An 18,841-nucleotide genomic window follows, 5' to 3' on the forward strand; every position below is an offset into this window, starting at 1 on the left:
ACCACCTCTCCCGGCGCAGAAACTCTCATTGTTCCCTGCCGAGGCCCGACCCGCTCGGCGGCGTGTGACGCGGGTGGCGCGGACGTGGAGGCAGGACATCGTGGTGTTTCCGGCCGGCTACCGGCTGTCGCCGAGGGGCGATGGGCCCACCCCCGTGCGGCCCGCGGCGCCTGCGGGCGTCGCTTTGCAGGCGCATGACGGCAGAACTAGCGTAGGAAAATGTCCGGTTTCGACGCCGCACCCGGTGCCGGTTCGGCGTACGACAACGCCGGGGCGGCGCTGGCGGTCGTCGGTCGGGGCGGGGTGGTGACCCGGTGGACGGACGCCGCCCGGCATCTCCTCGGCCATCGGGCCGAGGAGATGCTCGGTCAACCGGCCGAGCGGCTTGCGGCCTCGCCGACCGATGCGGCGGGCTGGTTCGGCCGGGAGTGGTCGGGACGCACGATCCTGCGCCGTCGAGACGGGCGGACCGTGCACGCCGGTCTGCGGGTCACCGCGCTGCCGGGGCCGGACGGGACGGTGGACTGGCTGGTCTCGGTGCTCGGAGCGGCGGAATCGACGCCCGCGGTCTGGGTCGCGGAGAACAGCCCCTTCCCGACCGCGGTCTGGGACTCCGAACTGCGCATGGTGTGGCTGAACGCGGCCCTGGCACGCGCGTACGGGCCCTCCTGGACGGAGCGCCTGGGCCGGCCCTTGGAGGAGTCGCCGCTGTACGCGGACACCGAACAGGTCAGGGCGCTGTTCCAGCAGGTGCTGGAGAGCGGCGTCGCGGTGATCGACCGCGAGCTCGACCAGCGGGACCGCCGCTGGCGCCGCACCTACGCGCTGTCGGTGTTCCCGGTGGAGAACGCACGGGACGGCAAGCCCGGGGTGTGTTCCACGAACGTCGACGTCACCAGCTCACGGCGGGCGCGGGAGCGGGTCACCCTGCTGAGCCGGGCGGGCACCCGCATCGGCACCACTCTGGATGTCATGCAGACCGCGCAGGACCTGGCCGACGTGCTGGTGCCGGCGATGGCGGACTACGTGACGGTCGACCTCGCGGACGCGGCCGAACTCGGTGACGAGCCCCTGGCCCGGCTCGGCACGACCGGCTCCGGCGCCGTACCGGCCTTTCACCGCGGGGGCATGGCGTCGATCCGCGAGGGCATCCCGGAATCCATCTGGGCGCGCGGCGATCCGGTCTACGTCCCCCCGCACTCACCCTTCATGGAGGTGCTGGCCACCGGGCGTTCCCATCTGGAGCCCGTCCTGGACACCTCGCCAGGTTCGTGGCTGGACCACGACGCGGGCCGGCGCGAGAAGATCATCTCGCTCGGTATGCACAGTCTGCTGGTCATCCCCATCCACGCCCGCGGCGAGATCCTGGGCGTCGCGGTGCTGGTGCGCACGGAGAACCTGGTGCCGTTCGACGAGAACGACCGCATGGTCGCCGAGGAACTGGTCAGCCGGGCGGCACTGAGCCTGGACAACGCGCGCCGCTACACCCGCGAGCACACCGCGGCCCTGGCGCTGCAACGCGACCTGCTGCCACGCAATCCGAGCGGCGGGAACGCGCTGGACGTGGTGTGGCGCTATCTGCCGTCCGACCGGCGGGGCGGCGTCGGCGGCGACTGGTTCGACGTGATCGAACTGTCGGGTGCCCGGGTCGCCCTGGTGGTCGGCGACGTCGTCGGCCACGGCATCAGCGCCGCGGCCGGTATGGGCCGGATCCGCGCCGCGACGCTCACGCTCGCCGCTCTGGACCTGCCCCCCGCCGAAGTGCTGGCCCACCTCGACGACCTGCTCGCCCGCCTCGCGGCCGAGGACTTCGAATCCAAGGCCATGCCCACCACCATCACCGGGGCCACGTGTCTCTACATCGTCTACGACCCGGTCAGCCGGCGGTGCTGCGCAGCACGGGCCGGCCACCCGCCGCCCGCGCTCGTGGAAGCCTCCGGCGCCGTCACGCTGCTCGACATTCCCGCGGGTGCGCCGCTCGGTGTGGGCCGGCAGACCTACGAGAACGTGGAGCAGGAGCTGAGTGAGGGAAGCACGCTCGTCCTGTACACCGACGGCCTCGTCGAAACCCGGGACCATGACATCGACTTCGGACTGGAGCGTCTGCGGGGCGCTCTGACCCAGCGGCCGGGCGCCTCGCTGGAGGACCTGCGCTCGGCGGCCGTCGGTACCGTGCCGGCCGGTGAGCAGGCCGACGACGTAGTGGTGCTGCTCGCTCGGACCCGATCCCTCGGTCCGGACCAGGTCATGGAATGGGAACTGGACGCCGACCCCGCCGTGGTCGGAGGTGTCCGCGCGACAGCCGTGCGGGCACTGGCCGAGTGGGGTCTGGAACGGCTGGTGCCCGCCGCCGAGCAGATCATCGGCGAGCTGCTGGCGAACGCCGTACTCCATGCGGCGGGACCGTTGCGGATGCGATTGATCCGCGACCAGGTGCTGGTGTGCGAGGTCTTCGACAGCAGTCTCAACGTGCTGCGGACGGTCAGTGCCGGACCGGGCGACGAGGGCGGACGCGGCCTGGCGATCGTCGCCGCGCTGGCGTCGCGCCACGGCTCCCGGGGGACACCGACCGGCAAATGCGTCTGGGCGGAACTCCCGTTGCCACCGGGATCGGCCACCGACGACAGTATGTGAGCGGCAGGCAGACCGAGACAGGGTGTCGGGCTGTTCGCGTCGGCCGGTACGTCGGTCGACCTGCCGGGCCGGAAATTGACGCGGCCGTACGGGGAGCTGTGCGGGACGGGACGGCACGACCTCGCTTTCGCGCCCTCACGACGGAGTGCGCGGGGCCCAGGGCGCCTGTGCGCTCCATCGCAATCGCAAAGTCCCCAATCTTCGATCGACGGCTGCCGTGATCCGCCTTCTGTCGGAGATCGTGTTGCCGCCGACCTTCCCCATGTCACTCGGTGCAAATCGAGCATTGACCATCAAACTGCCGCAAACTGGATAGTTTTCCATGGGGGCTTGACTCCGCTCCAGGTGAGAGCGGAAGGTACGGTTCAGTCATTCAAACCGGTTCAAACGCCGGCCCGGTGTCCTCCCCGTGACGCCGCCGTGGACTGTTCCCGTCGGAAGAAAGCGGTACGTGTATGCCTCGTCGTCCCACCATCGCGGATGTGGCGCAGCTGGCCGGGGTCTCGCGTGCGACCGTTTCCTTCGTCCTCAACAACCGCCCCGGTGTGGCGTCCAGCACACAGCAGCGCGTCCGGGCCGCGGCCGAGGAACTGGGGTGGACCCCGAGCTCCAGCGCCCGCGCGCTGTCCACGGGCCGGGCCCGCGCCGTGGGGCTGGTCCTCTCCCGCGAACCCGAACTGATCGGCACCGACCCGTTCTTCCCCGCGTTCATGGCGGGGGTCGAGACCGTCATCTCCGAGACCGGCGACGGTCTGATGCTGCAGATGAGCCGTCCCGGGAGCGAGGAGGACACCTACCGCAGGCTCGCGGCCGACCGGCGGGTCGACGGCGTGTTCCTCACCGATCTCCGCGCCGACGATCCCCGCCCGGCGCTGGTCGCCGAGCTCGGCCTGCCGGCCGTGGCCGTCGGGGCGCCGGAGGACGGCGTCGGCCTGCCGACGGTCAACCTCGACGACCGTCCCGCCGTCCGCGAGGCGGTGCGGCATCTGATCGAACTCGGGCACCGCGACATCGCCTACATCGCAGGCCCCGACGAGTTCGTGCACGCCCGGCGCCGCCGTCAGGCCTGGGAGGACGCGCTCGCCGAGGCCGGTCTGCCCGAAGGAACGTTTCTGCCGGGCGGGTTCACCGCCGACGGCGGAGCACGGGCGACCCGGACGCTGCTCGAACGACGCACTCCGCCGACGGCGATCGTCTACGGCAACGATCTGTCGGCCACAGCGGGCATGGCGGTCGCTCAGGACGCCGGACTGCGCCTGCCCGACGACCTGTCGGTGGTCGGTTTCGACGACGTCCCGCTCGCCTCGTACACCAACCCTCCCCTGACCACCTGTCGTGCGAACCCGGTCTCCTGGGGCCGCGCGTCCGCCCAGGCACTGGTGGAGCTGATCGAGACGGGCACCACCGCCGATGTGGAGCTGCAGTCGGCCGCCCTGGTCGTGCGCGGTTCCACCGGTCCGGTGCCGGTCCGCGAAGACAGATGACCCGCGCACGGCGGGTGCGGCTCCGCCCCCGGGACGGGGCGGCCACGCGCCGGCCGTGCGGCACAGCAAGTAATTCGTCCAGCCAGAAACGGAACCTCCAATGAAGAAGGCCCTCCTCGTCATGCTGCCGGTGGCCGCCCTCACGCTCTCGGCGTGCGGCAGCGGCGGATCGGACTCCGGCGCATCGAACGATGCCCGCGGCCCCGTCACCATCTGGTACTCCAACAACGCGCAGGAAGTCGCGTGGGGCAAGAAGATGGTGGCGGAGTGGAACGCAGCGCACCCCAAGGAGAAGATCACCGCTCAGGAGATCCCCGCGGGCAAGAGCTCCGAGGAGGTCATCGGCGCGGCCATCACCGCGGGCAACGCGCCGTGCCTGGTCCTCAACACCGCCCCCGCGGCGGTGCCTGGGTTCCAGAAGCAGGGCGGCCTCGTACCGCTGGACGAATTCCCCGACGGCGAGAAGTACCTCCAGGAGCGCGTCGGCGGCAAGCTCTCCCAGTACGCGTCGCCGGACGGCAAGTACTACCAGATGCCGTGGAAGAGCAACCCGGTGATGATCTTCTACAACAAGGATCTGTTCAAGAAGGCCGGGCTGGACCCGGAGAAGCCCGCGCTGGCCGGCTACGACGAGTTCCTGGAGACGTCGCGCAAGCTCGTCGAGAGCAAGGCCGCGAAGGCGGCGATCTGGCCGGCCCCGACATCGGAGTTCTACCAGTCCTGGTTCGACTACTACCCGATGTTCGCGGCGCAGACCGGCAAGCAGCTGGTCGAGGACGGCAAGGCCCAGTTCGCCTCGCCCGACGGCCTCAAGACCGCGCAGCTGTGGAAGACCATGTACGCCGAGGGCCTGGCGCCCAAGGAGACCTTCAACGGCGACGCGTTCGCCGAGGGCAAGGCCGCCATGGCGACCGTGGGCCCGTGGGCGGTGTCCGTCTACGGCGACAAGGTCGAGTGGGGCGTCGTGCCGGTGCCCACCGCCGACGGCACGGCCGCCAAGGGGACGTTCAGCGACGAGAAGTCCATAGGCATGTACTCCTCCTGCAAGAACCGCGGGACGGCCTGGGACGTCATGAAGTTCGCCACCAGCAAGGAGCAGGACGGCAAGCTGCTGGAGGCGACCGGCCAGATGCCGATGCGCACCGACCTGACGGCGGCCTACCCCTCCTACTTCGCCTCGCACAAGGACTACGAGGTCTTCGCCGAGCAGGCCGAGCAGACCGTCGAGGCACCCAACGTGCCCAACTCCGTCGAGGTCTGGCAGACGTTCCGGGACGCCTACACCAAGTCGGTGATCTTCGGCAAGGGTGACCTCGACGCGGCCCTCAAGGACGCCGCGGCCAAGGTGGACGAGCTCGCGGAAGGCCAGTGAGCACCCGTCATGTCCTCCATCAAGTCTGAGACCCTCCGGTCCCGGCGCACCGCCGGGACCGCGGGTGGGGCGAAGAAGCCGAGGCAACCCTGGCGTCTGCGGCTCGGCGGTCACCAGCCCATCGGCATGGTGTTCGTCTCGCCCTACCTGCTCTATCTCGCCGCGATCTTCGTGTATCCCCTCGGCTTCGCCGTGTGGATGTCCTTCCACGACTACTTCTTCGCCGCCCCCGGCGTCGAGGTCGAGCGGCCCTTCGTGGGGCTGGACAACTACACATCGGTGCTCACCGACCCCGATGTGTGGCGCTCCTTCTACAACATCGCCGTCTTCCTGGTCATCAATGTGCCGCTGACCGTGGTCGGCTCCCTGGTCCTCGCGACGGCGCTGAACAGAAAGCTGCCCCTGCGGTCCTTCTTCCGCACGGCGTACTACATCCCTTACGTCACGGCGAGCGTCGCCGTCGTCGGTGTGTGGATGTTCCTGTTCAACTCCGACGGACTGGTCAACCGGGCCCTCGGCCCGCTGGCACCGGAGCCGTCCTGGCTGGTCAACTCCCACCTGGCGATGCCGGTGGTGGCGGTCTTCGTGGCCTGGAAGCAACTGGGCTTCTTCGTGGTGCTGTACCTCTCGGCGCTGCAGAACGTGCCCAACGAGCTGTACGAGTCAGCGGCCCTCGACGGCGCCGGCCGACTGCGCATCTTCCGTTCGATCACCGTTCCCGCGGTGCGGCCCGCCACGCTCCTGGTCCTCATCCTGGCCACCATCACCGGGGCCAATCTGTTCACCGAGCCCTATCTGCTCACCAGCGGCGGCGGACCCGACGGGGCGACGACCTCGCCCGTGCTGCTGATGTACCAGCGGGGCCTCCAGCAGGGCCACCCGGACGAGGCGGCGGCCATCGGCGTGATCCTCGTCGTACTGATCACCGCCATTTCGCTCATCTACCGCCGGCTCGTGGAGAGGGACTGAGATGACCACCGACGTCGCAGCCCGTCCCACGGACGAGCGCCGCGCCACCGAACATCCCCCGCCGGCCCGTCCGCGCACGGTCTGGTCGTGGATCGCCCTGCTCATCGGGGCGTTCGCCTTCCTCTTCCCCTTCTACTACATGATCATCGGCTCCCTTCAGAAGGAGCCCGACTCCGGACCCTCGGGCGCGTTCCCGAACCCGGCGAACCTGGGCCTGCACAACTACGCGGCGATCGACTCGGCCATCTCGCTGGGGCGTTCGCTGGTGAACTCCGGCATCTTCACCGGCGGTGTCATCATCTGCACCACCGTGTTCGGTCTGCTCGCAGGCTACGCACTGGCCAGGCTGCAGTTCCGCGGCCGCGGCTCGACCTTCGCACTGGTGCTGCTGGTCCAGGTCGTACCGTTCCAACTGCTGCTGATCCCGCTGTACGTGCTCATCGTCCGCGACTACGGGCTCGCCGACTCCTACCTCGGCATGATCCTGCCGTTCGCGATCAACACGAGCGCGGTCTTCATCTTCCGCCAGTTCTTCCTGCAACTGCCGGCCGCCATGTTCGAGGCGGCCCGCATGGACGGCGCGAGCGAGTTGCAGATCCTGTTCCGCGTGGCGCTGCCGCTGTGCAAACCGGCCGTGCTGTCGGTCGTGCTGCTCAGCTTCACCGGGCCGTGGAACGAGTTCCTGTGGCCGTTCCTCGTGACCAAGGACCAGGACATGCAGCCGCTGGCCGTGTCCCTGGCCAACTACATCAGCACCGTGGCCGCCGCCGCGGCCAATCCCTTCGGCGCCATCCTCGCCGGCGCCTGCGTACTCGCCGCACCGGCGGTCGCGCTCTACATCATCTTCCAGAGTCGTTTCAACTCCACCGACATCGACTCAGCAACGAAGGGCTGAATCCCCGTGTCCCACAGCACCACCGCCACCGTCCCCTACAAGCTCACCCGGGTCGGCGTCGTGATGTCCCCGCTGCCCGGCGAGGCCCATGAGACCGAGGGCGTGCTCAACCCGGCCTCCGGCCGGACCCCCGACGGCACGCTGCACCTGCTGCCGCGACTGGTCGCCGAGGGCAATGTCTCCCGCGTCGGCCTCGCCGAGGTCACCCTCGAGGACGGCGTGCCCACCGGCGTCGAGCGCCGCGGCGTCGTCCTCGCACCGGACGCGGGCTGGGAGCGCGGCAAGAACAACGCCGGCGTGGAGGACCCCCGCACCACCTGGATCGCCGACCTGGGCCGGTACGTCATGTCGTACGTGGCCTACGGCCCGCTCGGCCCCAAGCCCGCACTCGCGCTCTCCGAGGACCTGGTCCACTGGGAGCGCCTCGGCCCGATCCAGTTCGCCTACCAGCCCGACCTGGACACCGACCTCAACCTCTTCCCGAACAAGGACGTCGTGCACTTCCCCGAGCCCGTGCCGGGCCCGGACGGAACGCCGTGCTACGCGATGCTGCACCGTCCGATGTGGGACCTCGGCTGGTTCCGGCCCGGCGAGGGAGTGCACCTGCCGGCCGGCGTGACCGACGAGCGCCCCGGCATCTGGATCTCCTACGTACCCGTCGACGAGGTGAAGCAGGACCTGAGCGCCCTGACCCGGCCGCGCCACCACCGCCTGGTGGCGCTGTCCGAGCACCCCTGGGAGGCGCTCAAGATCGGCGCCGGTCCCGCCCCCATCCGGGTCGACGAGGGCTGGCTGCTCATCCACCACGGTGTCTCCGGCACGATCGAGGACCCCTTCGCCCAGGTGCAGACGGTCAACTACGCGGCCGGCGCCATGATCCTCGACCCCGCCGACCCGGCCCGCGTCATCGCCCGCACCGCCGAACCGCTGATGGCCCCGGAGACCCCCGAGGAGCGCTCCGGCACGGTGCCGAACGTGGTCTTCCCGACCGCCATCGAGGAGATCGACGGCGTGCGGTACGTCTTCTACGGAATGGCCGACGCGCACATCGGCGTGGCCCGCCTGGACCGGTCCGAGTGACACCCGGACCCACCCCGTACGCCGTCGCGCTGGTCGGCTGCGGAGCCTTCGGCACCTTCGTGCTGGACGCGATACACGACATACCCGGGCTGCGTGTCGTCGTGTGCGCGGACGCCGACCGGCGGCGGGCGCAGACGCTCGCCGCCCGGTACGGCGCGGCCGTCCGCACGAGCGTGGCGGACGTGGCCGCGCTCCCGGAGGTGGACGTGGTCCTGCTGGCCACCCCGCCGGCCGCGCACGCGGACGCCGCCGTGACCGCCCTGCGGGCGGGCAAGCACGTGTTCTGCGAGAAGCCCATGGCACTCACCGTCGAGGACGCCGAGCGCGTCGCGGCGGAGAGCCGTCGCTCGCCGGGCGTGTTCGTCGTCGACCACGTGCTGCGCTACAACCCCGTCCTGCGTCTGCTCCAGCGCCTCGGGCAGGAGGGGCTGCTCGACCCGCTGCGGCGGTTCGCCTTCGAGAACGACGCGTCCGACGAGGACCTCGGCCCCGACCACTGGTTCTGGGACCCGGCGCACAGCGGCGGCATCCACGTCGAGCACGGAGTGCACTTCTTCGACGCCGCCAACGCCCTGATGGGCGGCGAACCGCTGGAGGTGCAGGGCACCGAGGTCCGGCGGGAGGGCGGCCCGGTGGACATCGTGGTGGCCACGGCCACCCACCCCGGCGGAGCGGTCGCCACCCACACCCACTCCTTCACCCACGCCCACCGCGCGGAGCGCCAGTTGATGCGGCTCGACTACGGCTTCGCCGAGGCCCGGGTCACGGGCTGGATCCCGACGTACGCCACGATCACCGCCTGGACCGACGACGCGGGTGCCGCCCGGTGGGAGGCGCTGCCGGCCCGGACCGCGGAGCTGCTCGACGTCCCCGGGCTGAGGCCGCACGGGCAGGAGCGTGTCACGGTGTCCGTGGCACGCGACGCGGGCTCCGCCCGCCCGGCCCGCGGCCGGGGCGTCACCCGGAGCGTGCCGCACCGCGTCGACTGCCGTGTCGACCTCGGCGGGGAGGACCTCAAACCCCATGTGTACGCCGAGAGCGTGCGGGCCGCCATGACGGACCTGCTGCACTGCGCGGCGCACGGCGGCACACCGCGGGCCGACGCGACGGCCGGGCTGACCGCCGTGGCCGTGGCCCGGGCCGCGACCCGGTCCGCGCAGAGCGGCCGGACCGTCACCCTCGCCGGCACCGTCCCCGCCGAAGGCGTCCGATGACGGCACCGGCGGTGTCCGGCGGCGACGAGCACGGCGTGTGGTGGCGGGAGGCCGTCTGCTACGAGATCCATCCGCGCGCCTTCCGCGACGGCGACGGGGACGGCATCGGGGACCTGCCCGGAGCCACGGCCCGCCTGGACCACTTGGCGGACCTCGGCGTCGACGCGGTGTGGATCACCCCCTTCTACCCCTCGCCGCTGGCCGACGGCGGGTACGACATCGCCGACCACACCGGCGTCGCACCCGACCTGGGAACGCCCGCCGATTTCGACGCTCTGGTGGCGAGGGCGCACGCGCTGGGCATCAAGGTCCTCATCGACGTGGTCCCCAACCACACCTCCCACCGGCATCCGTGGTTCCGCGAGGCGGTCGCCGCCGACCCCGGCTCACCGGCCAGAGGGCGCTACATCTTCCGGCCGGGCCGCGGCGACCGGGGCGAACTGCCGCCCAACGACTGGCAGTCCGCGTTCGGCGGCCCCGCCTGGACCAGGGTCGACGAGGCGGACGGCCGTCCCGGCGAGTGGTACCTGCACCTGCACGCGCCCCAACAGCCGGACCTGGACTGGCGCAACCGCGAGGTCGTCGCGGAGTTCGAACGCGTCCTCCGGCACTGGCTGGACCACGGTGTCGACGGATTCCGTGTCGACGTCGCGCACACCCTGTTCAAGGCCGAGGGCCTGCCCGACGCCGGACCCGGCCAGCACCGGGACGTGCACCGCAACCACCTGATGCCCTACTACGACCAGGAGGAACTGCACCCGCTGTTCCGCGACTGGCGGGCCCTGCTGGACCGGCACCCCGCCCCCGCCGGGGCGGTCGCCCCCAGGGAGCGCGTGCTGGTGGCGGAGGCGGGCATCTTCGACCCCGCCCGGCTGGCCCGCTACGTCGCCCCCGGCGAGATGCAGCAGACCTTCAACTTCGCCTTCCTGGAGTGCCCCTGGGACGGAGCGGCGATGCGCGAGGTGATCGAGCGGTCGGCGTACGGGATGCAGGCGGTGGGCGCTCCCGTCACCTGGGTGCTGTCCAGCCACGACGCGATCCGGCCGGTCACCCGCTACGGAGGAGGATCGCTCGGGGAACGACGGGCACGTGCCGCCGCACTGCTGATGCTGGCCCTGCCCGGCGCGGCCTACGTCTACCAGGGCGAGGAACTCGGCCTGCCGCAGGCCCGCATCCCCGACGACCGGATCCGCGACCCCCTGTGGGAACGCTCCGGGCACCTGGACCGCGGACGCGACGGCTGCCGGGTGCCGCTGCCGTGGGAGGGAAGCGCCCCTCCCTACGGCTTCAGTGCCGCCGCCCCGGAGGACTGCTGGTTCCCGCAGCCCACCGACTGGGCGGAACTGTCCGTCGCCGCACAGCACACCGACGAGCGGTCCGTGCTCGCCCTGTACCGGGCCGCACTGCGGCTGCGCCGTGCCCACCCGGCGCGCGACACGGCGCCGCGTGTGCACGGCCCCGCCGACGGAGCCTGGTTCGCCTTCGACCGTTCGGCCGGGCTGCGCTGCCTGGTCAACTTCGGAGCGCGGCCGGTACCGCTGGACGACCGCGCCGAGGTCCTGCTGTCCAGCGCCCCGCTCGACGGCCGAGAAGTCCCTCAGGACACCGCCGTCTGGATGACCCACGAGGAGTACCCGCAGTGAACGTCGGACCGAACGTCGACCTGTCCGCACTGGTGAAGGCCTACGACATCCGCGGCGTCGTCCCCGACCAGCTCGACGAGGAACTGGCCCGGCTGTTCGGCGCCGCCTTCGTCGAGACGACCGGTGCCGACGCCGTCGTGACCGGCCACGACATGCGGCCGAGCTCACCCGCGCTGGCCCGCGCCTTCGCGCGGGGCGCCGCCGGGCAGGGAGCCGACGTCATCGAGATCGGCCTGTGCTCGACGGACGAGCTGTACTTCGCCAGCGGCACTCTCGGCCGGGCAGGCGCGATGTTCACCGCCAGCCACAACCCCGCCCGGTACAACGGCATCAAGATGTGCCGGGCGGGCGCGGCCCCGGTCGGCCAGGACACCGGCCTGCGCCGGATCCGCGCGCTCGTGGAGAGCTGGGCGGCCGGCGAACCGCTGCCCGAGCCCCGCAGCGCCCCCGGCTCGGTCACCCGGCGCGACCTGCTCGGCGACTACGCGGCCCACCTGCTGAGCCTCGTCGACGTCGGCGCCGTACGGCCGCTCAGGATCGTGGTGGACGCCGGCAACGGCATGAGCGGACTGACCGTACCGGCCGTCTTCCGCGACGTCCCCGTCGAGATCGTCCCGCTCTACTTCGAACTCGACGGCACCTTCCCCCACCACGAGGCCAACCCGCTGGACCCGGCCAACATCGTCGACCTGCAACGCGCGGTGCGTGAGACGGAGGCCGACCTGGGTCTGGCCTTCGACGGTGACGCCGACCGCTGCTTCGTGGTCGACGAGCGCGGCGAGGCCGTGGCACCGTCCGCGATCACCGCGCTGATCGCCACCCGGCTGCTCGCCGACCATCCGGGAAGCACGGTTCTGCACAACCTGATCACCTCGCGGACCGTGCCCGACGTGATCCGCCAGCACGGCGGCACCCCGGTCCGCACCCGGGTGGGCCACTCCTTCATCAAGGCCGAAATGACCCGCACGGGCGCGGTGTTCGGCGGTGAGCACTCGGCGCACTACTACTTCCGCGACTTCTGGAACGCCGACACCGGCATGCTGGCGGCCCTGCACGTCATCGCCGCGCTGGGTACGCAGCCGGAAGCCATGTCCCAGCTGGTCCGCCGCTACCAGCGCTACGCCGCCTCGGGAGAGATCAACAGCACCGTCGCCGACCAGCGCACCGCGATCACCGCCGTACGCGAGCTGTTCACGGCCCGACCGGGGGTGACCGCCGACGATCTCGACGGCCTCACCGTCACCACCGCCGACTGGTGGTTCAATCTCCGCCCCTCCAACACGGAACCACTGCTCCGCCTCAATGTGGAGGCGACGGACACGCAGACCCTGAACCGGGTGCGGGACGAGGTGCTGGCGGTGGTGCGGCGCTGACCGGCACCCGGTCCGGGTCCGGTCCCGTCCGTCGGTGTTCCGCCCGGACCCGGCGTCGGTACTGTTCTCCCGCGTCTGTGACAGTCCGTTGGTGAGGCGTTCAACTCGCGCCGGTACCAAGGTTGTAGAGGTGCGGGGAGCGGTATCCGTCCGGCTTTCCCGCGATCCGGAGCGAACGGGGGAGACTGATGAGGGGACGTCGGAGAGCCGCACTCGTCGGTGTGGTGGCCGCCGGAGTGCTGCTGCTCGCCGGGTGCGCGGACCGCACCGAGGTCGTGACCTGGACCGACGAACACGGCAGGGCGTGCACCGGTGTCGCCGTGGTCGACTCGGACGACGGCGACCGAGAGGTCACCAGCATCGACTGCGACTACCCGCCCGAGGGCCGGCAGCCGGGCGAGGCCACGTGGAAGCCGCTGCCCGACTGACCGCCGGCGCAGACCCGGCGGGCCGCTCCGCCGAGGCTGCGCCGCGGTGTGCGGCTATTCGTCGGTCGTTTCGGTGTGGCCCTGTTCGATGCCCCGGCGCAGGCGGTGCAGGCCGCGGCGGGCGTGGCTCTTGACGGTGCCGAGGGGCATTCCGGTGCGTTCCGCGATCTGGGCCTGGGTCAGGTCCTCGTAGAAGGCCAGACACAGCACCTGCCGTTGTTGCCGCGGCAGCCGGGACAGCCTGTCCACCAGGAGGACCCGGTCGAGGACCCCGTCCGGCGCCGCTCCGTCGGGTGGCGGCGCGTACGGGCCGTGTGCCACCGATTCGATCAGCGCGAGGCGTCTCGTCCTGGCGGCCAGCGCGTCGACGATCTTGCGTCGGGTGATTCCGACGAGCCAGGCGCCGAGCGGGCCGCGCTCCGGGCGGTAGCCGTCCCTGCCGCGCCAGGCTCCGAGGAACACCTGCTGGGTCACGTCCTCGGCCTCGTAGGTGTCGCCGAGCGACCGGGTGGCCATGGTGTGGACCAGCGACCCCCATTGGCGGTAGATCGCCGCGAACGCCTCTTCGTCGGCGGCCCGCAGGCCGCGGCCCAACTCGTCCTCGTACCGCGACGCTTCGGCGGGTGGGGACCCGGCGGTCGGTGCGAGGGCCGAAGGGGAGGTCAGCGTGTTCGTGCTCATGGCCTGGTTTCTCCTGCGGTGCGTCAGGTGCGAGGACGGAGGTCCGCCTGCCGAGCCACTCCGGTCGCCGCCTGCCGCGGTGACCGGTGCATCCAGTTTTGGACGCACAAACGACGCACACAACATGCGTCGTTTGTGCGTCGTACGCTCGGCACGTGGAAGTGAGCCGAGACGACGGCGACGAGGACACCCGGCGCGGCGGCGGGCTGACGACCGGCGAGGTGGCCAGACGGCTCGGCGTGGCGCCGACCACGATCCGTACCTGGGACCGCCGCTACGGCCTCGGCCCCGACGCGCACACCGGCGGCCGGCACCGCCGCTGGACGGCGGCCGACGTGGCGCGGCTGGAACGCATGTGCGCCCTGACGGCGACCGGTCTGCCGCCCGCCGAGGCCGCGCGCCTGGCACGCAGCGAAAGGCCGCTCGACCCGGAACGGGCACGCCGGAGCGCGGCGCCGCCGTCACGATCACCGGTCGGCGAACGCGGCCGGCTCGGCGGCGGCCTGCGCATGGGCGATGTGCGTCAGGAGTGCAAGGGTGTCGCCCGTGCCGCGCTGCGCCTCGACGCCGTCGCGCTGGACGAGCTCCTGGTGGCCGCGATCGAGGAGCACGGGCTGGTCGCCGCCTGGACGGAGGTGATCATGCCGACGCTGCAGGCGGTCGGCCGCAAGTGGGAGAGCTCGGGCGAGAGATACGTCGAGGTCGAGCACTTCCTGTCCTGGCACGTGTCCGGTGCCATGCGGCGCTGCGCCCCGCCCGTGGCCGCCGACCGGTCGGGTGTCGGCGTCGTGCTCGCCTGCGTGCCGGGCGAGAACCACACACTGGCACTGGAGGCGCTGGCCGCCGCGCTGGCCGAACGCGGCGTTCCGGTGCGCATGTTCGGCGGCGCGCTGCCCGTCGAGTCGCTGGTCGCGGCGGTGCGCAGGACCGGGCCGGCCGCGGTGGGACTGTGGGCGCAGTCCCGCACCACGGCGAGCCGGCCGCTGGCTCAGCACGTGGCGGGCATCGAGTGGGGCGTACGCGGTGCCCGGAGGAAGCCGGTGGTCCTGACGCTGGGGCCCGGCTGGGCGGGGCAGTCGGTGTCGGGGCTGCCCCGCCCACCGGGTCTGGCCGAGGCCGTCCAGGCCGTGGAGTCCATCGCGCCGGGGTGATCGGCCGGCCCCGACCCGCCACTGCGGTGGGCAGGTTGCCGGCGTCGCCGGACGTATGGCGCGCGGCCGGGCGGATCCGTCGGACGCCGGTACGGCCTGTGCGCGGACGGTTCCGTCGACGAGTGCCGCCCCGCCGGAGGGACGGACCCCGCACGGCGGCGGGCTCCGCCCGACGAGCGCCGAGACACCCGCGCGTGCCCGCCCGGCACGCCCGCCCACTCCCGCATGACCCGGCTTGTGTCACGCCGGTCCGTCCCCGCCCGGCCCGCCCCGCATCACACCCTCCATGCCCGGGTGACAGGCCGAGGAAGCGGCCGCGCCTACGGCGAGTCGGGTGGGCCACGTCGAGCGTCGGGCGAGCCGGACGGTCTGCTTCCAGCCCTCGGTGTACAGGTGATCGGGTCGATGGAGGAGGAACATGACCGTTCATCACCGCGAGGGCCCGGACACCGTCGTCGTCGGAGCGGGTCTCGCCGGCCTCGCGTGCGCGCTGGACCTGAGCCGTGCGGGACGGCGCGTCGCCCTGCTGGAGGCGTCCGACGGCGTGGGTGGCCGTATGCGCACGGACCGCCGGGACGGGTTCCTGCTCGATCGCGGGTTCCAGGTGTTCAACACCGCGTACCCCCAGGTCAAGCGGCGGGTGGACCTTCGGCGTCTGCGTCTGCGGCCCTTCACCCCCGGCTACGTGGTCCAGCACGGCACCGGGCCGCTGCGGCTGGCCGACCCGACCAGACGGCCGGGCTGGGCCGGCTCACTGCTCACGGGCAAGGCCCTGCCGGCCCGGGACCTGGCGGCCATGGCCGCGCTCACCGCACGGGACGCCCTGGTGCCCGCGGACTTCCTCAAGCGACGCCCGGACGACTCCACCGCCGCTTCCCTGTCCCGCGCGGGGGTGTCCGCCGCGACCGTCGACCGCGTCCTGCGGCCCTTCCTGTCCGGCGTGTTCCTGGAGGACCGGCTGGAGACCTCCGCCCGCTTCTTCCATCTGGTCTGGCGGAGCATGGTCAGAGGGACGGTCTGTCTGCCCGGCGACGGCATCGGCGCGGTACCGGCCCAGCTCGCCGACGGCCTGCCCGACGGTGTCCTGCGGCTGGAGGCTCCCGTCGCCGCGCTGACCGCGTCGGGAGTGCTCCTGACGGACGGTGCCGAACTGCCGGCGGCGACGGTGGTCGTGGCGACGGACGCCGCCACGGCGGCCCGCCTGCTGCCGGGACTGTCCGTGCCGGACAGCCGTACGGTCACCACGTACTACCACGCCGCCGAACGCAGTCCGCTCGCGGAACCGACGCTCGTGGTGGACGGATCAGGCACCGTACTGAACACCTGTGTCCTGACCGAAGCCGTTCCCGCGTGTGCACCGCCCGGTACCGCGCTCGTCTCGACCTCCGTGCTTGGCGCGGGCCGGGCCGGTGCGGGCGAGACGGTGCTGCGGCGCCTGGCCGAGCTGTACGAGACCGACACGAGCGGCTGGCAGCAGGTGGCCGTCCGCACCGTGGCGGGCGCACTGCCCGTCATGGTGCCGCCGTGGCCGCTGAGCCGCACCACCCGGTTCGGCCCGGGCAGATACGTGTGCGGTGATCACCGGGCGACCGGTTCGGTGCAGGGCGCGCTGGCGTCGGGCGCGCGAGCCGCGCGGGAAGTTCTGACCGACCTGGCGCGCCGATGAGGCAGCACCGGCCGATCCTGGTCCGCGCGCGTCCCGGCCTGCATCCGTACGTCGTCGGTGGACCGAAACAGACCATGGACGCGGAAGCAGCACCGACCCCCGAGATACGAGGCCTACATCCGGAGCCAGGCGTGGAGACCGACGGACCACAGGTGCGCGTGGCCGGCGCCACCGGCGTACGTGACAGAGCCCTCACTGCGGACCCCGTCCGCTCGACACCCGACGGCGCGGGCCCCCCGATCGAACGGCGGGCCCGATGAGCCGACGCGACACGTCCCAGCACGGCACCTCCGACGTGGCCATCGTGGGTGGCGGCGCGGCCGGACTCAGCCTCGCACACCGGCTGGCGCGGTCCGGCACCCACACCGTGACCTTGGTGGACGCGCCGGACGGTCCGCTGCGGCCGCCCGAACGCACCTGGTGCTACTGGGACCGGGGCGCGGGCGACCTGGAGGAGGCGATCAGCGCTTCCTGGTCCCGGTTGCGTGTGCACGGCGCCGACGGCGGCGACGTCACGGTCGAACCGGAGCCCCTGCGCTACTACATGCTGCGGTCCGCGCGGTTCGAGCGGCTGGTGCACTCCCGGCTGGCCGAGGCGCCCGGAGCGCGCGTGGTGCGCGCCACGGTGCACGCGGTGCGCAGCGTGGCGGGCGGAGCGGAGATCCGCTGTTCGGGCCACGACGGCCGGAAGCTGACCCTGCGTGCCCGCCGCGTGTTCGACTCCCGCCCCCTGACGGTGCTGCCGCCGGCCAGGACGCTGCTGCTCCAGCACTTCCGAGGGTGGTTCGTGCGTACCGCCGCTGACCGGTTCGATCCCGCGGTGGCCGATCTCATGGACTTCCGCGTACCGCAGCCCGGCCACGGCCTCGCCTTCGGTTACGTCCTTCCCCTGGCGCCGGACCGGGCGCTCGTCGAGTACACCGAGTTCTCGCGCCGGCCACTGGGCACCGCGGCGTACGAGGCGGCCCTCGGCCACTACAGCCGCAAGATCCTCAACCTCGGCGAGTTCACCGTGCAAGCGGTGGAGCAAGGCGTCATCCCCATGACGGACGCGCGCTTCCCGAACCACCTCGGCCCGGGCGTCTTCCGGATCGGGACGGCGGGCGGCGCCACCCGCCCGGCGACGGGCTACACCTTCGCCGCGGTGCAGCGGCACAGCGGGGCCATCGCCGCCGCGTTGCGGAAGGGGCGCGCCGCCATGCCCCGACCGCACGGTCGCCGGGCGCTGGCCATGGACGCGGTGCTGCTGCGGGCCCTGGACACCGGCCGGATCGACGGCCCCGACTTCTTCACCGGGCTGTTCCGCCACACGCCCCCGGAACGGCTGCTGCGCTTCCTCGACGGCGGCACCACACCGTGGGAGGAGTGGGGCATCGGACTGCGCACCCCGCTCGGCCCCATGCTGCGGACGGCCGTCGAGCTTCCCTTCCTGCCCCGCCGATCCCACGGCCCGACCGGCATCGAACCCCGACACCGAGAGAGCTCTCGATGACATTGCTGCGCGACCACGAACTGGCACGCGCCTTCGACCACGCCTCACACACCTACGACCGCCTCACCTCCCTCAACCCCGGATACCGCACCGACCTGCTGCGCTCGGCGCGCCGGCTCCGGCTGCCCGGCGACGGCGCGGATCTGCACGTGCTCGACCTCGGCTGCGGCACCGGCGCGTCCACCCGGGCCCTGCTGCGAGTCGCACCCCGCGCCCGCATCACCGGAGTCGACGCCTCGCCGGGGATGCTGCGGCGCGCACTGGCCAAGCCGTGGCCCGCGCGCGTGCGCTTCCTGCACCTCACCGCGGAGGATGTCGCGACGGCCGGCGAAGGCCCCTTCGACGCGGTCTTCGCGGCCTACCTGTTCCGCAACGTCGCCGACCCGGACCGTGTGCTGGAGACCGTACGAGCCCTGCTGCGCCCCGGCGGAAGACTCGCCGTGCACGAGTACAGCCTCAGCGGCTCGGCCGTGCACCGGGCGCTGTGGACGGCCGTGTGCCGGGGGGTGATCATTCCGGCCGGCACCGTCAGCGGCGACCGCGGCCTGTACCGCCATCTGTGGCGCAGTGTCCTCGCCTTCGACACCGCCCCCGTCTTCGCGGACCGTATGAGGCGGGCGGGCTTCACGGGCGTGCGTGCGGCCCCCGTCGCCGGATGGCAGACGGGCATCGTGCACACCTTCCTCGCCCGCAACGGCTCCGGCCCGACGGACTGCGTCCGGTGAGCGCCGGGCAGCCCACCGCCCGGCGGGGCCGCGA

Annotated in this window: 15 protein-coding genes; 14 read left to right on the forward strand and 1 reads right to left on the reverse strand. The window is 72.2% G+C overall.

Going from position 1 to position 18,841, the window contains the following annotated elements:
- Positions 1 to 219 precede the first annotated feature (219 nt).
- From DN051_RS35985 to DN051_RS36030, 10 genes are all read left to right on the forward strand, one after another.
- A complete protein-coding gene (locus tag DN051_RS35985; RefSeq protein WP_112440847.1) occupies positions 220 to 2,634 on the forward strand; it encodes a SpoIIE family protein phosphatase in 2,415 nt (804 codons plus the stop codon).
- A gap of 455 nt (positions 2,635 to 3,089) precedes the next feature.
- Entirely contained in the window at positions 3,090 to 4,118 is a 1,029-nt protein-coding gene (locus DN051_RS35990) for a LacI family DNA-binding transcriptional regulator (RefSeq protein ID WP_053756030.1), read from the forward strand.
- Positions 4,119 to 4,218: 100 nt separating this feature from the next.
- Positions 4,219 to 5,490: an extracellular solute-binding protein gene (locus tag DN051_RS35995; protein WP_053756029.1), complete on the forward strand. Its 1,272-nt coding sequence runs from the start codon at positions 4,219 to 4,221 to the stop codon at positions 5,488 to 5,490.
- 9 nt (positions 5,491 to 5,499) lie between these two features.
- Positions 5,500 to 6,459 (forward strand): carbohydrate ABC transporter permease, encoded by a 960-nt coding sequence (locus DN051_RS36000; RefSeq protein WP_112440849.1) that lies wholly within the window; start codon positions 5,500 to 5,502, stop codon positions 6,457 to 6,459.
- 1 nt (position 6,460) lies between these two features.
- Positions 6,461 to 7,354: a carbohydrate ABC transporter permease gene (locus DN051_RS36005; protein ID WP_079000221.1), complete on the forward strand. Its 894-nt coding sequence runs from the start codon at positions 6,461 to 6,463 to the stop codon at positions 7,352 to 7,354.
- Between the two features lie 6 nt (positions 7,355 to 7,360).
- Complete coding sequence (locus DN051_RS36010; RefSeq protein ID WP_053756027.1) at positions 7,361 to 8,434, forward strand: glycoside hydrolase family 130 protein; 1,074 nt, start codon at positions 7,361 to 7,363, stop codon at positions 8,432 to 8,434.
- The gene (locus DN051_RS36015; protein WP_112440851.1) at positions 8,431 to 9,648 is read left to right on the forward strand and encodes a Gfo/Idh/MocA family protein; all 1,218 of its coding nucleotides are present in this window, start codon (positions 8,431 to 8,433) and stop codon (positions 9,646 to 9,648) included. Before DN051_RS36010 ends, DN051_RS36015 begins: the two co-directional genes overlap by 4 nt.
- Positions 9,645 to 11,291, forward strand: a complete 1,647-nt coding sequence (locus DN051_RS36020) for a glycoside hydrolase family 13 protein (protein ID WP_112440853.1) — start codon at positions 9,645 to 9,647, stop codon at positions 11,289 to 11,291. The genes DN051_RS36015 and DN051_RS36020 overlap by 4 nt, the downstream gene beginning before the upstream one ends.
- Positions 11,288 to 12,664, forward strand: a complete 1,377-nt coding sequence (locus DN051_RS36025) for a phosphomannomutase/phosphoglucomutase (protein ID WP_112440854.1) — start codon at positions 11,288 to 11,290, stop codon at positions 12,662 to 12,664. Before DN051_RS36020 ends, DN051_RS36025 begins: the two co-directional genes overlap by 4 nt.
- A 188-nt stretch (positions 12,665 to 12,852) precedes the next feature.
- The gene (locus DN051_RS36030) at positions 12,853 to 13,092 is read left to right on the forward strand and encodes a hypothetical protein (RefSeq protein ID WP_112440855.1); all 240 of its coding nucleotides are present in this window, start codon (positions 12,853 to 12,855) and stop codon (positions 13,090 to 13,092) included.
- Positions 13,093 to 13,146: 54 nt separating this feature from the next.
- Here the strand turns inward: DN051_RS36030 and DN051_RS36035 are convergent, their stop codons facing one another.
- On the reverse strand, positions 13,147 to 13,773 hold the full coding sequence (locus tag DN051_RS36035) for an RNA polymerase sigma factor (protein WP_112440856.1): 627 nt from the start codon (positions 13,771 to 13,773) through the stop codon (positions 13,147 to 13,149).
- Positions 13,774 to 13,928: 155 nt separating this feature from the next.
- Between DN051_RS36035 and DN051_RS36040 the strand changes: the two genes are divergently transcribed.
- The 4 genes from DN051_RS36040 (at position 13,929) to DN051_RS36060 (ending at position 18,807) form a co-directional block, all read left to right on the forward strand.
- On the forward strand, positions 13,929 to 14,924 hold the full coding sequence (locus tag DN051_RS36040) for a MerR family transcriptional regulator (RefSeq protein WP_112440858.1): 996 nt from the start codon (positions 13,929 to 13,931) through the stop codon (positions 14,922 to 14,924).
- 418 nt (positions 14,925 to 15,342) lie between these two features.
- Positions 15,343 to 16,590 carry an NAD(P)/FAD-dependent oxidoreductase gene (locus DN051_RS36050; RefSeq protein WP_112440862.1) on the forward strand — a complete coding sequence of 416 codons (1,248 nt, stop codon included), beginning with the start codon at positions 15,343 to 15,345 and terminating at the stop codon, positions 16,588 to 16,590.
- A 256-nt stretch (positions 16,591 to 16,846) separates the two neighbouring features.
- Positions 16,847 to 18,082, forward strand: a complete 1,236-nt coding sequence (locus tag DN051_RS36055) for a lycopene cyclase family protein (RefSeq protein ID WP_053756018.1) — start codon at positions 16,847 to 16,849, stop codon at positions 18,080 to 18,082.
- Positions 18,079 to 18,807: a methyltransferase domain-containing protein gene (locus tag DN051_RS36060; protein WP_112440864.1), complete on the forward strand. Its 729-nt coding sequence runs from the start codon at positions 18,079 to 18,081 to the stop codon at positions 18,805 to 18,807. The genes DN051_RS36055 and DN051_RS36060 overlap by 4 nt, the downstream gene beginning before the upstream one ends.
- Positions 18,808 to 18,841 lie beyond the last annotated feature (34 nt).

Origin of the sequence: Streptomyces cadmiisoli (assembly GCF_003261055.1) — a bacterium.
GTDB lineage: Bacteria > Actinomycetota > Actinomycetes > Streptomycetales > Streptomycetaceae > Streptomyces > Streptomyces cadmiisoli.

Bases quoted from the DNA above. Each gene is read 5' to 3' on its own strand.
- DN051_RS35985 (WP_112440847.1), top strand. From the start codon at position 220: ATGTCCGGTTTCGACGCCGCACCCGGTGCCGGTTCGGCGTACGACAAC.
- DN051_RS35990 (WP_053756030.1), top strand. From the start codon at position 3,090: ATGCCTCGTCGTCCCACCATCGCGGATGTGGCGCAGCTGGCCGGGGTC.
- DN051_RS35995 (WP_053756029.1), top strand. From the start codon at position 4,219: ATGAAGAAGGCCCTCCTCGTCATGCTGCCGGTGGCCGCCCTCACGCTC.
- DN051_RS36000 (WP_112440849.1), top strand. From the start codon at position 5,500: ATGTCCTCCATCAAGTCTGAGACCCTCCGGTCCCGGCGCACCGCCGGG.
- DN051_RS36005 (WP_079000221.1), top strand. From the start codon at position 6,461: ATGACCACCGACGTCGCAGCCCGTCCCACGGACGAGCGCCGCGCCACC.
- DN051_RS36020 (WP_112440853.1), top strand. From the start codon at position 9,645: ATGACGGCACCGGCGGTGTCCGGCGGCGACGAGCACGGCGTGTGGTGG.
- DN051_RS36030 (WP_112440855.1), top strand. From the start codon at position 12,853: ATGAGGGGACGTCGGAGAGCCGCACTCGTCGGTGTGGTGGCCGCCGGA.
- DN051_RS36035 (WP_112440856.1), bottom strand. From the start codon at position 13,773: ATGAGCACGAACACGCTGACCTCCCCTTCGGCCCTCGCACCGACCGCC.
- DN051_RS36050 (WP_112440862.1), top strand. From the start codon at position 15,343: ATGACCGTTCATCACCGCGAGGGCCCGGACACCGTCGTCGTCGGAGCG.
- DN051_RS36055 (WP_053756018.1), top strand. From the start codon at position 16,847: ATGAGCCGACGCGACACGTCCCAGCACGGCACCTCCGACGTGGCCATC.
- DN051_RS36060 (WP_112440864.1), top strand. From the start codon at position 18,079: ATGACATTGCTGCGCGACCACGAACTGGCACGCGCCTTCGACCACGCC.